At 56.1% G+C, this 13,096-nt stretch carries 15 protein-coding genes; all 15 read left to right on the forward strand.

Annotated elements, in window-relative coordinates; translation table 11 throughout:
* The first annotated feature begins 135 nt into the window (after positions 1 to 135).
* The gene (gene rpsB / locus G7K71_RS10525; RefSeq protein WP_013823598.1) at positions 136 to 843 is read left to right on the forward strand and encodes a 30S ribosomal protein S2; all 708 of its coding nucleotides are present in this window, start codon (positions 136 to 138) and stop codon (positions 841 to 843) included.
* 146 nt (positions 844 to 989) lie between these two features.
* Positions 990 to 1,643, forward strand: coding sequence for a translation elongation factor Ts (gene tsf, locus G7K71_RS10530; RefSeq protein ID WP_166346094.1), 654 nt, complete (start codon positions 990 to 992; stop codon positions 1,641 to 1,643).
* Between the two features lie 81 nt (positions 1,644 to 1,724).
* Entirely contained in the window at positions 1,725 to 2,456 is a 732-nt protein-coding gene (pyrH, locus tag G7K71_RS10535; protein ID WP_013823596.1) for a UMP kinase, read from the forward strand.
* Complete coding sequence (gene frr / locus G7K71_RS10540) at positions 2,446 to 3,006, forward strand: ribosome recycling factor (protein WP_395858273.1); 561 nt, start codon at positions 2,446 to 2,448, stop codon at positions 3,004 to 3,006. Before pyrH ends, frr begins: the two co-directional genes overlap by 11 nt.
* Before the next feature lie 5 nt (positions 3,007 to 3,011).
* Complete coding sequence (locus G7K71_RS10545) at positions 3,012 to 3,227, forward strand: hypothetical protein (protein WP_166346097.1); 216 nt, start codon at positions 3,012 to 3,014, stop codon at positions 3,225 to 3,227.
* Positions 3,228 to 3,230: 3 nt separating this feature from the next.
* Complete coding sequence (locus G7K71_RS10550) at positions 3,231 to 3,398, forward strand: DUF362 domain-containing protein (RefSeq protein ID WP_166346100.1); 168 nt, start codon at positions 3,231 to 3,233, stop codon at positions 3,396 to 3,398.
* A 96-nt stretch (positions 3,399 to 3,494) separates the two neighbouring features.
* Positions 3,495 to 4,319, forward strand: a complete 825-nt coding sequence (locus tag G7K71_RS10555) for an isoprenyl transferase (RefSeq protein ID WP_207712843.1) — start codon at positions 3,495 to 3,497, stop codon at positions 4,317 to 4,319.
* Complete coding sequence (locus tag G7K71_RS10560; RefSeq protein ID WP_313884958.1) at positions 4,298 to 5,086, forward strand: phosphatidate cytidylyltransferase; 789 nt, start codon at positions 4,298 to 4,300, stop codon at positions 5,084 to 5,086. Before G7K71_RS10555 ends, G7K71_RS10560 begins: the two co-directional genes overlap by 22 nt.
* Positions 5,087 to 5,096: 10 nt before the next feature.
* Positions 5,097 to 6,170: a sporulation integral membrane protein YtvI gene (gene ytvI, locus G7K71_RS10565; protein ID WP_166346102.1), complete on the forward strand. Its 1,074-nt coding sequence runs from the start codon at positions 5,097 to 5,099 to the stop codon at positions 6,168 to 6,170.
* Between the two features lie 13 nt (positions 6,171 to 6,183).
* Entirely contained in the window at positions 6,184 to 7,335 is a 1,152-nt protein-coding gene (locus tag G7K71_RS10570) for a 1-deoxy-D-xylulose-5-phosphate reductoisomerase (protein ID WP_166346105.1), read from the forward strand.
* A gap of 5 nt (positions 7,336 to 7,340) precedes the next feature.
* Positions 7,341 to 8,360, forward strand: coding sequence for an RIP metalloprotease RseP (rseP, locus tag G7K71_RS10575; RefSeq protein ID WP_166346259.1), 1,020 nt, complete (start codon positions 7,341 to 7,343; stop codon positions 8,358 to 8,360).
* Positions 8,361 to 8,373: 13 nt separating this feature from the next.
* Positions 8,374 to 9,435, forward strand: a complete 1,062-nt coding sequence (ispG, locus tag G7K71_RS10580) for a flavodoxin-dependent (E)-4-hydroxy-3-methylbut-2-enyl-diphosphate synthase (protein WP_166346108.1) — start codon at positions 8,374 to 8,376, stop codon at positions 9,433 to 9,435.
* 21 nt (positions 9,436 to 9,456) lie between these two features.
* Positions 9,457 to 11,175, forward strand: a complete 1,719-nt coding sequence (locus G7K71_RS10585; protein WP_166346110.1) for a proline--tRNA ligase — start codon at positions 9,457 to 9,459, stop codon at positions 11,173 to 11,175.
* Positions 11,176 to 11,186: 11 nt separating this feature from the next.
* Complete coding sequence (locus G7K71_RS10590; RefSeq protein ID WP_166346113.1) at positions 11,187 to 12,356, forward strand: MGDG synthase family glycosyltransferase; 1,170 nt, start codon at positions 11,187 to 11,189, stop codon at positions 12,354 to 12,356.
* A gap of 31 nt (positions 12,357 to 12,387) precedes the next feature.
* Complete coding sequence (locus tag G7K71_RS10595; RefSeq protein WP_013823584.1) at positions 12,388 to 13,062, forward strand: MgtC/SapB family protein; 675 nt, start codon at positions 12,388 to 12,390, stop codon at positions 13,060 to 13,062.
* Positions 13,063 to 13,096: the final 34 nt, after the last annotated feature.

The following is a 13,096-nucleotide window of genomic DNA, read 5'->3' on the forward strand; positions in this document are numbered from 1 at the left end:
GGTAGTTTGTGTTAGAATACATCCTGGTGTGAATTACACACGCCGCCAGACTTCTACAGGGGTGCCCCGCGAAGGGTTTTGTGGAGGGATGAGGGCGGCGGAGGAATCAAAACCAGCAGGGGAGGAGGTGTTAGGATGGCGATTATTTCCATGAAGCAGCTCCTGGAGGCCGGGGTGCACTTCGGGCACCAGACCCGGCGGTGGAATCCCAAAATGGCTCCGTACATTTTTACAGACCGGAACGGTATTTATATTATTGACTTGCAAAAAACCGTTCGCAAGATAGAAGAGGCCTACAACTTTGTGCGGAACCTGGCCGCCGAGGGTGGAACCATTCTTTTTGTGGGCACTAAAAAGCAGGCGCAGGAGTCGGTGAAGGAAGAAGCCGAACGGTGCGGGATGTTTTACGTGAACCAGCGCTGGTTGGGCGGTATGCTGACCAACTTCCAGACCATTCGCCGGCGTATCGAGCGCCTGCACGAGCTGGAGCGCATGGAAGACGATGGGACTCTGGCCGTGTTGCCGAAGAAAGAAGTGGCCGAACTCATACATGAAAAGGAAAGGCTGCAAAAGTTTCTCGGCGGTATTAAGAATATGCGCAAATTGCCCGATGCCCTTTTTGTCATTGATCCCCGCAAGGAGCGCATTGCGGTGGCCGAGGCCCGGAAGCTGAAGATACCCATTGTGGCCATTGTGGATACCAACTGCGATCCCGACGAGATCGATTATGTGATTCCCGGAAACGACGATGCCATCAGGGCAGTGCGCCTGCTTACCAGCAAAATTGCCGATGCCGTTTTGGAGGGGCGGCAGGGTGAGCAGGTTGCGGCAGCAGGGCAATAAAGGGTAGAGTTTTGGTGGGGGCCCCGCAGGAAATAATTGCTTACGGGGAACCCCTGCTTTTTTCTATGGTCTTTTGTTTGGTAAGCTTACATAATGGACATAATACCATGAAGGAAAAACCTGGTATAAAGAAGGAGGAGTTAACAATGGCTGAAATAACAGCGGCCATGGTCAAAGAATTGCGTGAACGTACCGGCGCCGGCATGATGGACTGCAAAAAGGCCCTTATGGAAACTAACGGGGACATGGAAAAGGCCGTGGACTTTTTACGGGAAAAAGGTCTGGCTGCCGCGGCCAAGAAGGCCGGTCGGATTGCCGCCGAGGGTGTGGTGGATGCCTACATCCACGGCGGGGGGCGCATTGGTGTTCTGGTGGAGGTAAACTGTGAAACCGACTTTGTGGCCAAGACCGATGAATTCCGCCTGTTCGTGCGGGATATCGCCATGCAGGTGGCTGCGGCCCGGCCGGAGTACGTACGGCGCGAAGATGTACCGGAACACGTGATTGCCCGGGAAAAGGAAGTCCTGGCGGCCCAGGCGGCTAATGAAGGAAAACCCGAGAAAGTGATCGAAAAAATCGTACAGGGGCGACTGGATAAATTCTTTAAAGAGGTTTGTCTCCTGGAACAGCCATTTATTAAAAATCCCGATATTACCGTCCAGGAGCTTTTAAACGAAAAAATTGCCAAAATAGGGGAAAACATTGTCATCCGCCGTTTTACCCGTTATGAACTGGGTGAGGGCCTGGCCAAACGGCAGGACGATTTTGCAGAGCAGGTCGCGGCCATGACCAGGTCGTAAGGTCTAAAATTCCCGCTCCTGGAAAGAGGATTTTACCTGGCACTGTAGAAATAAAACTGGGGAAAGTGGAGGTTCTACCAAGTGGCTCAAGCACCCAGGTACAAGCGTGTGGTTTTGAAGCTGAGCGGAGAGGCCCTGGCCGGCAACCAGGGCTACGGTATAGATCCCGATGTGGTCAAATCCATTGCCAGGCAGATTGATGAACTTGTCCAGATGGGTGTGCAGGTGGCTGTTGTGGTCGGCGGTGGGAACATCTGGCGCGGTGTGGCCGGCAGCGCCAAGGGGATGGACCGGGCTACCGCCGATTACATGGGTATGCTGGCCACGGTAATCAATTCGCTGGCTTTGCAGGATGCCCTGGAGAAGCAGGGAGTGAATACCCGGGTCCAGACGGCCATCGAGATGCGGGAGGTGGCCGAGCCCTACATTCGCCGGCGGGCCATAAGGCATCTGGAAAAGGGGCGGGTGGTCATCTTTGCAGCAGGAACCGGGAACCCCTATTTTTCCACAGATACTACCGCTGCTTTAAGGGCGGCTGAAATAGAGGCGGATGTTATTTTGATGGCCAAAAGGGTCAATGGCGTTTATGATTCCGATCCCTTAAAGAACCCCAATGCCCGGCGCTACGAGCGGCTCACATATATTGAGCTCCTCAACAAAGGGCTGGCCGTAATGGATGCCACAGCCACTTCATTATGTATGGATAACCGCATCCCCCTGGTGGTGTTTAACCTGAACCAGGAGGGAAATATTAAGCGGGCGGTGCTGGGAGAAAACGTTGGTACCTATGTTGGGGGTGAATATGTTGGTTAATGCCAAAATTGCCGAGGCTGAAAGCAATATGAAGAAAACCGTGGAACTGGTCAAAAAGGAATTTGCGTCCTTAAGAGCCGGTCGCGCCACTCCTGCCCTTCTGGATAAGGTGCTGGTTTCCTATTATGGTACCCCTACCCCGATCAACCAGCTGGCTACCATTTCTGTGCCGGAACCGCGTCTTCTGGTGATTCAGCCCTGGGATAAAACCATTTTACCGGAAATTGAACGGGCCATTTTGAAATCCGACCTGGGGATTACGCCCACCAGTGACGGTACGGTCATCCGCCTGGCCATTCCCCAGCTGACCCAGGAACGCCGGGCCGAACTGGTGAAGGTGGTCAAGAAGAAAGCGGAAGAGGGTCGGGTGGCCATTCGAAATATTCGCCGTGAACTTAACGATAAAGTCAAGCAGCAACAAAAAAATGGTGAGATTTCGGAAGACGAATTGCGCCGTACCCAGGACGAGATTCAAAAACTTACGGATAAGTATATTAAGGAAATCGATCAGCTGGTAAGCGCCAAGGAACAGGAGATTATGCAGGTCTAACGGTCATGATCAAGGGGGAGCAAATACCGAATGTGCTGGCTCTGGAGGTAGAAGAAGCACTTTCTTTATGCCACTTGCTGGGCTGGCAGGTTCAGGTGCAGACAACAGCTCCTCCCCGCGGGAATCCCCGGGGGCCACAGCGTGTTGTTCGCTTTACCGTCATCGCCCCCAGGAAAGGTGTGTTGACGGTGGCGCGGGAAGAAACGGGAAAGGAGGTGTAATCCTTGGCCTATCGCATTACCGAGGAATGTCTGGCCTGCGGGACCTGTCTTGAGTCCTGCCCGAACGAGGCGATTATTGAGGGCGACACTTACAGGATTGACCCCGACAAATGTGAGAATTGCGGTACCTGTATTGAGGCCTGTCCTACCGGAGCCATTGTCGAAGAGTAATGGATGAAACCCCCTCTTCCGGAGGGGGTTGTTTTAGTAAATAAAAATAATAATTATGGTGATGTCTCTTCAGTCAGGTAAGAGGGGGAGGGCCCTTTGCTGAAAAACCTGGTGCGCGTTTTACGGCGCGGCGGGAAAAGGAATCCTTCTTTGGAAGAAGAAAGGCTTTTAGCGCAGCTGGACTTGAACCGTCTGCCCCGTCATGTGGCCATTATTATGGATGGCAACGGCCGTTGGGCGCAAAAAAGGGGTTTGCCCAGAACCTACGGCCACCGGGCCGGGGTAGAGTCTTTACGGGACACGGTGCGTACCTGTGCCGAACTGGGTATCGGCTACCTTACCGTTTACGCCTTTTCCACGGAAAACTGGAAACGTCCCAGGGATGAAGTGGATGTGTTGATGAACTTGCTGGTGGAATACCTGTATAAAGAAATAGAAGAATTATGTGCCAATAATATCCGCCTTCATCCCATTGGCCGCATTCAGGAGTTGCCTTCCCACGCCCGAAAGGCCCTGGACATGGCCGTCTCCCGCACCAGGAACAACCAGAAGATGGTCCTCAACCTGGCCCTGAATTACGGTGGGCGGATCGAGCTGGTGGATGCCGTAAGGTCCATTGTAACAGAAGCGCTGGCCGGGAAACTTAGCCCGGAACAAATTGACGAATCCACCGTTTCCAGCCACCTCTATACCGCCGGTCAGCCGGACCCGGACCTGTTGATTCGACCTTCCGGTGATTACCGGGTAAGCAACTTTCTACTGTGGCAGCTTTCTTACACCGAATTTTGGATGACCACCGTGATGTGGCCCGATTTTCGACGGGTGCACCTTTTGCAGGCCCTCGTGGATTTTCAGCGACGGGAGCGGCGCTTCGGCGGCCTGATTAGAGGTGAACAAAGGTGCTCAGGCACAGAATTTTGAGTGCGCTGGTGGGTATCCCCCTCTTCATTGCCGCCGTCTGGCACGGGAACCTGTCCCTTCTGGTGTTCACCGGGCTGCTGATGGTGCTGGCTGCCGTAGAAATGGTTGCTTTGTTTCAGCGCGTAAATTTATATCCACCCCACGGGCTGGCTGTTATGGGGAGTCTTTTCCTGCTTGGCAGCGCATATCTATACAAGGACGCGGGTCTGGGGGGGGCAATAGCACTGATACTATTTTTCATTCTGGTCTTCATGGTATTTCTTTATCCGGCCTTTTCCCCGGTGGAAGGTGCCGTGACCCTGCTGGCAACCCTTTATATCGGTTTGTTCGTTTATATTTATCTTCTTCGCTTGTTGCCCGATGGCTGGATATGGTTGACTTTTACGCTGGTGGGCACCTGGTCCAGTGATACCGTTGCCTATTTTGCAGGAAAAAGATGGGGCCGGCGCCAGCTGGCGCCGGCTTTAAGCCCAGGTAAAACTGTGGAGGGGGCAGTGGGAGGTCTGGTGGGCAGCCTGCTGGCGGCAGTAGCTTTTATGCTCATTTATCCTTTTCTTCCCCGCGGTCCCCTGCTTCTTTTGGGGCTGCTTTTGGGACTGGCGGCAATGGTAGGGGATCTGGTGGAGTCGGCTTTTAAGCGGCAGGCGGGGGTAAAGGATGCAGGGGATATTATTCCCGGTCACGGGGGCATCCTCGATCGTTTTGACAGTATGCTCTTTACTGCCCCATTAGTATACTACTATGTGGGTATGTTTATAATAAGCTGAGGTGACGCGGGTGCCCAGGTCTTTGCGGGTAGCTATCCTGATTACTACTGTTTTGCTTTTTTATCTGGCCTGGAAATACGTTGTTCCGGAGTTGCTGGTCATTTTAAATTTCCTTTTGACCGTGCTTACCCCCTTTATTTTGGCGGTAATTATTGCCGTACTCATTGAACCTATGGTACGCTTTCTACATCAGGTTTGCCGCATCAACCGTTCACTGGCCGTCGGCCTGTCCATGCTGGTGGTTATCGGCGGGGCAGGAGCTTTGTTAACCCTGCTGGTACTGCGCCTGGCGGTGGAGCTTTCCGAGTTGTCGGTGCGACTTCCCCAGTACATGGGGCCTTTACAGGCGGAGATCAACCGGCTGGTGGAGAAGGGTAAAATATTTTATTTTCATCTGCCGCCGCTGGTTACCGAACGTATTCAAGAAAATATGGGCACCTTCACCGGCTGGCTTTCCCATGTGGCCGGCTCTTTAGCCGGTTCCCTGTTTCATTTCATTACTTCCCTTCCCAATGCGTTGGTGGCTATTATAGTCGCCCTTATTGCCACCTATTTCTTAAGCCGGGATTACCAGTTGATCATAAATCTCTGGCTTAAGACGGCTCCGGAGCCCTGGGGCCAGCGGGTGGTGGAGGTAAGCCGGCGGGTTGTGGGGGCTTCCTTCGGTTATTTGCGCGCCCAATCTTTTTTGGTGACCCTGACCACAATCCAGAGCATTGTGGGGCTTTATATAATTGGGGCCAAATATTCCCTGACTGTTGGTCTACTGATTGGACTTTTTGATATTATTCCCGTGCTGGGACCGGCAACCATATATATACCCTGGGCCATCTGGTCCTTTTTCTCCGGTCAAATTGCCTTTGGGGTTAAGCTGGTAGTGCTTTACCTGCTGGTCTGGGGGGTGAGGGAAGTCCTGCAAGCCCGGGTGGTGGCGGCCACCCTGGGCCTGCATCCCCTGGCCGTGCTGGTGGCCATGTATGTGGGGCTGAAGGCCATTGGCGTGGTGGGCCTGGTGCTGGGCCCCCTGACCCTCATCGCCCTGCAGGCCGCCCTGGGTACCATCAAGCCCTTGAATCACAGGTAGGAGACGGATAAACATGAAAGAGATTGTCATCCTCGGCAGCACCGGTTCCATTGGCCGGCAGGCTCTGGACGTGATCAGGCGGTTTCCCGATAAAATGCGTGTGGCCGGCCTGGCCGCCGGGAGCAACTGGCCCCTTATGGCCGAACAGATCCGGGAATTCCGCCCCCGGGTGGTTGCCCTGGCCCGGGAGGAAGCGGCCCGGGAACTGGCCCAAAACCTCCCCCCTGAGGAATTGCCTGATATTTTCTGGGGCCCCGGGAGTCTGGTGACCGTGGCGACCGCCGTTGATAGCGGGGTGGTTTTAAACGCCCTTACAGGAACCGTGGGGCTGGGTCCTACGGTGGCGGCGCTGGAAAAGGGGCTGGATATTGCCCTGGCCAACAAGGAAACACTGGTAGCCGCGGGTGAGCTGGTCATGAAGCTTGCCCGGGAAAAGGGAGCCCGTATTTTACCGGTGGATAGCGAGCATTCGGCCATCTGGCAGTGTCTTGCCGGCCAGCCTCAAAACAGGGTGGGTAAGATTATCCTTACGGCTTCGGGGGGGCCCTTTCGCAAAGAACCCGCCGATCTTTCCCGGGTCACGGTAGACGAGGCTCTGGCTCATCCCAACTGGCGGATGGGAAAGAAGATTACCATAGATTCGGCTACCCTGATGAATAAGGGGCTGGAAGTCCTGGAAGCGCACTGGCTTTTTGCCGTGGATTATGATCAAATAGAAGTGGTGGTCCATCCCCAGAGCATTATCCACTCGATGGTGGAATTTGTCGACGGTTCGGTCATAGCTCAGCTGGGCCTGCCGGACATGCGCCTGCCCATCCAGTACGCCCTTTCTTACCCCGACCGCTGGCCCAGTGAATTGCCCCGGGTGGACTGGTTTGCTTTAGGCGAACTCACCTTTGAACCGCCGGACACCAAGCGCTTTCCCTGTCTGGCCCTGGCCTACGCCGCCGGCCGCACCGGCGGGACCATGCCGGCAGTGCTTAATGCCGCCAATGAGATTGCCGTTGATGCTTTCCTGGCCGGGGAAATTGATTTCACCGCCATACCCCGGCTTGTGGCCGGGGTTATGGAGGAGCACGCGGTCGTTTACGAGCCTACTTTGGAAGAGATTCTGGCCGCAGACCGGTGGGCCCGCGGGGCAGCGCGGGAAAAAGCAAGAAGGTGATGATGATGCAGACATTCTGGGCCTCCATTCTGGTTTTCGGATTGCTGATTATTTTTCACGAGCTGGGCCACTTCATTGCCGCCAAGCGAGTGGGCATTAAGGTTCACGAGTTCAGCGTGGGTTTTGGCCCCAAGCTTTTAAGCATCCCCCGCGGGGAAACTGCCTACAACCTGCGCCTGTTCCCCCTGGGCGGCTTTGTGCGCATGGCGGGGATGGATCCGGCGGAGGAAGTGGAGGACGAGGAAAAGAGTTACAAGAACAAGACCGTGGGGCAGCGGGCTGCCGTGATTGCGGCCGGTCCGTTGATGAATTTCCTCCTGGCCGCCCTTTTGCTGATGGTTATTTTCATGGTTCACGGCTTTCCAACCCCTACCACCACCATCGGCAAACTGGTTCCCGGCCAACCCGCCGAAAATGCCGGCTTAAAACCGGGAGATCGGATCATTGCCATTAACGACCAGCCGGTAACGCGCTGGGAGGATATAACCAATCTGGTAAATGCCCATCCCGGGCAGCCCATTACCGTGACGGTGTTGCGGGATGGAGGAAAGGAAAAGTTTAAACTGGTTACGGCCGTAAATGCCGAAGGCCGGGGTATGATCGGCATATACCCCCGCCAGGAGATGCGTCCTCTGGGCCCCTTTGCGGCTCTGTACCGGGGGATGGAGTATACAGTACGCCTCAGCGGATTGATCCTGGAGTTTGTCGGCAGGATGATTGTCGGTCAGGCTCCGGCAGAAGTGGGAGGGCCGGTGCGCATTGTCCAGGAAATTCATACCGCCGTCCAGCTGGGGTTCTTTTACCTCCTGCAGCTGGCCGCCTTTTTAAGCATCAACCTGGGCCTGTTCAACCTTTTGCCCATTCCCGCCCTGGACGGCAGCAGGCTTCTCTTCCTGGCCCTGGAAGGGTTGAGGGGGCGGCCGGTGGACCCCACGAAGGAAAATTTTGTCCACCTGGTGGGGTTTGGCCTGTTGCTGCTCCTGATCATGGTCATCACGTATAAAGATATATTGGGATTGCTCTAACGGGGGTAAATCCATGCAGCGAAGATACACCCGCCCCATCAATCTCGGTAATGTACAGGTAGGAGGAGGGGCGCCCGTTTCGGTGCAGTCCATGACCAACACCGATACCCGGGATGTCCGGGCCACCCTGGACCAGATCCACAGGCTGGTCCGGGCGGGCTGTGAAATAGTGCGGGTGGCCGTTCCCGATCTGCAGGCTGCCCGGGCGTTGAAAGAAATCAAGGCCGGGTGTCCCATCCCACTGGTGGCCGATATTCATTTTGACTACCGCCTGGCCCTGGCGGCCCTGGATAGCGGTGTGGACGGCCTGCGGATTAACCCGGGCAATATCGGGGGCCGGGAACGGGTGGCGGCCGTGGTGGATGCCGCCCGGAAAAGAAGGGTTCCCATCCGCATTGGGGTCAATGCCGGGTCCCTGGAGAAAGACCTGCTGGCCGAGCACGGTGGACCAACTCCGCGGGCCATGGTGGAGAGTGCCCTGCGGCATATCCGGTTGCTGGAAGAAATGGGTTACCGGGAGATCAAGGTTTCCCTAAAGGCATCCGATGTGCCGGTGATGATTGAAGCCTACCGCTTGCTGGCCCGGGAGGTGGATTATCCCTTTCATGTGGGCGTAACCGAAGCCGGAACTGTCCGCTCCGGAACAATCAAATCGGCTGTGGGTATCGGGGCGCTGCTGGCCCAGGGAATTGGTGACACCATCCGGGTGTCCCTTACCGGGGATCCGGTAGAGGAGGTGCGGGTGGGCTATGAAATTTTAAAGGCCCTGGGCCTGCGCCGGCGGGGAATCGAGCTCATTTCCTGCCCCACCTGCGGGCGGACGTGTATCGACCTGGAGCGCATTGCCCTGGAGGTCGAGGAGCGCCTTTCCTGGGTGGACAAACCTTTAAAGGTGGCCGTTATGGGTTGCGCGGTAAATGGTCCCGGGGAGGCCAGCCACGCCGATGTGGGCATTGCCGGGGGCAAGGGGTTTGGGATTCTCTTCCGGGGCGGCCGTATTATAGGCCGGGTTCGTGAACAGGACCTGGTGGACGCCCTGGTACGGGAAGTGGAAAACATTCTTTCGGAGAAATGAGAGTGAGGGGGATTTACATAAGTGCGTGTCAGTCAGTTGTTTTTGCCAACATTAAGAGAAGTGCCGGCCGAAGCAGAGGTGGTGAGCCACCAGTTATTGCTGCGGGCCGGATTCATCCGCAAGGCGGCGGCGGGTGTGTATACCTTTTTGCCCCTGGCCTGGCGGGTAATCAAAAAGATAGAACAAATCATCCGGGAAGAGATGGACCGCCAGGGCGGCCAGGAAATTATGATGCCCATCATCCAGCCGGCGGAACTCTGGCAGGAGTCCGGCCGCTGGGACGTATACGGCCCGGAGCTGTTCCGGTTGAAGGACCGGCACGGGCGGGATTTCTGCCTCGGTCCCACCCATGAAGAAATTATAACGGCCCTGGTACGGCAGGAAGTCAACTCCTACCGCCAGCTGCCCCAGCTGCTATACCAGATCCAGAATAAATACCGGGATGAGCGTCGTCCCCGTTTCGGCCTGTTACGGGGACGGGAGTTTATCATGAAGGATCTTTATTCCTTCGACCGGGATGAAGCCGGCCTGGAAATAAGCTATCAAAAAATGTTCGAGGCCTATACCCGGGTGTTCACCCGCTGCGGGTTAAAGTTTCGCCCGGTGGAGGCCGATTCAGGAGCCATTGGCGGCAATGATACCCACGAATTTATGGTGCTGGCCGATTCCGGGGAGGCTTTGGTGGTTTTTTGCCCGGATGAGTCATGTGGTTATGCGGCCAATGTGGAGCGGGCCACTTCGCCGGTACGGCAGCATGGCGTAACCCCTGAAGAAATGCCGCGGCCCCTGGAGACGGTGGACACTCCCGATATGCACACGGTGGAACAGGTGACCGGTTACCTGGGAGTGGATGCCCGCCGCCTGATCAAAACTCTTCTTTACCAGACCGAAAAAGGAGTGGTGGCCGCCCTGGTGCGGGGTGACCGGGAAGTTAACGAGGTTAAGCTGCAAAAGGTCCTGGACGTGCTGCGCCTGGAGCTGGCCGATGCGGCCACCGTGGAAAGGATCACCGGGGCCGCGGTGGGTTATGCCGGCCCGGTGGGCCTGCAGGGTGTCCCGATGGTAGCCGATGAGGAGGTCATGTTGCTGGTTAATGCCGTTGCCGGGGCCAACCGGGATGATGCCCACCTGGTCAATGTAAATCCGGGACGCGATTTTACTCCCCAGGTGGTGGCGGATATACGTGAGGTGCGGGCCGGGGGTCCCTGCCCCAAATGCGGCGCACCCCTCAAGGAAACCCGCGGTATTGAGGTAGGACAAATTTTCAAGCTGGGAGACAAATACAGCCGCGTTTTGGGAGCCACCTACCTGGATGAGCACGGCCAGAGCCGGACCATAATCATGGGGTGTTACGGTATTGGCGTAACGAGGACCATGGCAGCGGCTGTGGAGCAAAACCACGATGAAAACGGGATCATCTGGCCGGTGTCCATCGCTCCCTTCCATGTAGTGGTGGTTCCGGTGAACCACAGGGATGAACAGCAAATGGGCCTGGCCGAAGAGGTTTACCGGGAACTGCAGGCCAACGGAATAGAAGCGGTCCTGGACGACCGTCCCGAACGGGCGGGGGTAAAGTTCAAGGATGCGGATCTGGTGGGTTACCCCCTGCGTATTACTGTGGGCAACCAGGCAGTCCAGACAAGGGAACTGGAGGTGCGCTACCGGGCTAGCGGGGAAACCCGGCTGGTGCCGCGAGAGCGGATTACCGATCATGTCCGGGAGTTTATTGCTTTGGCTTAGAGGGGATGGTTATGGCTATCCTTGAACGGGTGGTCATTTTGTCGGTAACGGCCGGCACGGGTCATATGCGGGCGGCTCATGCCTTAAGAGAGGCCATTCAACAAAGCAACCCGGCCGCAGAAGTAATTGTCCTGGACACCTTCCGGTATACCAGCCCTTTTTTAGAAAAAGTGATTTTGGGCACCTACATGGAAATGCTCAAAATTACCCCGGTGGTTTATGGCTACCTTTACCGTCAGGCAGAACGGGGTCAACCCCTTTCAGGATTTGCCAAGCAGGAATTCAACCGCATCCTGAACAAATTGACCGCCCCTAAACTGGTTAAGTTTTTGAAACAAACCCGCCCCCAGCTGGTGGTTTGTACCCACCCCTTTCCCGTGGGCATTCTGGACCGGCTGAAAAGCCAGGGCCTTTTCCGGATGCCGGTTATGGCTACCATTACCGATTTTACCGTCCATTCCTTCTGGATCTTTCCCGGGGTGGATGCTTACGTGGTGGCCAGCGAAGACTTAAAGGAGCCCTTTGCGGAGTTTGGCATTCCCCTGAAACGGGTGCACGCAACGGGGATCCCCATAGACCCCGCCTTTGCCCGGCCGGTGGATCGCTTGAGCATCCAGCAGAAGCTTAACCTGGACCCTTGTCTCCCCACCGTGCTGGTCATGGGAGGCGGTCTAGGTTTGGGCCCTCTAGCCGAAGCGGTACAATACCTGGGGAACGGTTCCGTACCCTGCCAGCTGCTGGTAGTTGCCGGACGCAATGAACAGCTGCGGCAACGGCTGTTGCAGCTGGCCGAGTCCAACTGCCACCCCACCAGGGTTTTTGGGTTTATCGATAATATCCACGAGCTTATGTCGGTGTCCCATATCATGGTGGGCAAGGCCGGCGGATTAAGTTGTGCCGAGGCTCTGGCAAAAGGCCTACCTATATTTATTGTAGATCCCCTGCCGGGTCAGGAGGAGCGCAATACCGAATATCTCTGCCGGGCCGGTGCTGCGGTACAGGTGAACAGGGTTCAGGACTTGGGCCGGGAGATTCTGTCCTGTCTTTTAGATAAAAGGCGTCTTTGGGATATGTCGGCGGCGGCTACGCGTCTTGGTAAGCCCCATGCCGCCCGGGAGGCAGTGGAATTAATGCAAAGGATCTTACAACAGGATCTCCCGGCCGCGGCAAGGGAGCAGTAGTGGTGTGTTGAAGGTGGCGGGGGGATAGATTGTGTTAACGGAAAAGGAAATTATCTTGCGGTTGGTGCTGGCGGTCGTTCTGGGGGGAATGATCGGCCTGGAACGGGAAAGGCTGTACGTTTCCATCCGCACCTATTCGGCGGGCTTTCGCACCCATATTCTGGTTTGTGTGGGGTCGGCCCTGGCCATGGTGGTATCGGAGGGCCTTCATTTCCAGTTTAAGGGTGATGCGGCCCGGGTGGCCGCCCAGGTGGTCAGCGGCATTGGTTTTCTTGGTGCCGGAGCCATCCTGCGGGAAGGCCCCCTGGTGCGCGGGCTGACCACCGCGGCTAGTTTGTGGGTGGTGGCCTGTGTCGGTCTGGCGGCAGGAGGCGGGTTTTACCTGGCGGCTACCCTGGGTACCGTCCTGGTTCTATTCGCCCTGGTCATTCTGGGGGCCATTGAAGATTATGTGCGCAAAAGACAGCAGGAGGACGTATTGAACCTTGTGGTGACCAGTGCCCCCGAAGATATTCAGAGGGTGGGGGCCCTATTGGATGAATTTGGTCTTATTGTTAAAAATATTGAAATCGAAAAAATGGGTGATGGAGATCGCCAGTTACTGGAAATTACCGTTCAGTTCCGCCCCCATGTCAACCGCGTGTTAATCCTGAACAAGCTGGCCTCTTTGCCCGGGGTGTACCGGGTCGAACACCGGCACAGTTAAAACTGAAGTATCCCCAGTTTTTTTAAGCCCCTGT

Origin of the sequence: Desulfofundulus sp. TPOSR (assembly GCF_011393055.1) — a bacterium.
Taxonomy (GTDB): domain Bacteria; phylum Bacillota; class Desulfotomaculia; order Desulfotomaculales; family Desulfovirgulaceae; genus Desulfofundulus; species Desulfofundulus kuznetsovii.

Excerpts from the sequence above, each read along its gene's own strand:
- tsf (WP_166346094.1), top strand. The coding sequence starts at position 990 with ATGGCTGAAATAACAGCGGCCATGGTCAAAGAATTGCGTGAACGTACC.
- rseP (WP_166346259.1), top strand. The coding sequence starts at position 7,341 with ATGCAGACATTCTGGGCCTCCATTCTGGTTTTCGGATTGCTGATTATT.
- G7K71_RS10545 (WP_166346097.1), top strand. The coding sequence starts at position 3,012 with ATGATCAAGGGGGAGCAAATACCGAATGTGCTGGCTCTGGAGGTAGAA.
- G7K71_RS10590 (WP_166346113.1), top strand. The coding sequence starts at position 11,187 with ATGGCTATCCTTGAACGGGTGGTCATTTTGTCGGTAACGGCCGGCACG.
- rpsB (WP_013823598.1), top strand. The coding sequence starts at position 136 with ATGGCGATTATTTCCATGAAGCAGCTCCTGGAGGCCGGGGTGCACTTC.
- G7K71_RS10570 (WP_166346105.1), top strand. The coding sequence starts at position 6,184 with ATGAAAGAGATTGTCATCCTCGGCAGCACCGGTTCCATTGGCCGGCAG.
- ispG (WP_166346108.1), top strand. The coding sequence starts at position 8,374 with ATGCAGCGAAGATACACCCGCCCCATCAATCTCGGTAATGTACAGGTA.
- frr (WP_395858273.1), top strand. The coding sequence starts at position 2,446 with ATGTTGGTTAATGCCAAAATTGCCGAGGCTGAAAGCAATATGAAGAAA.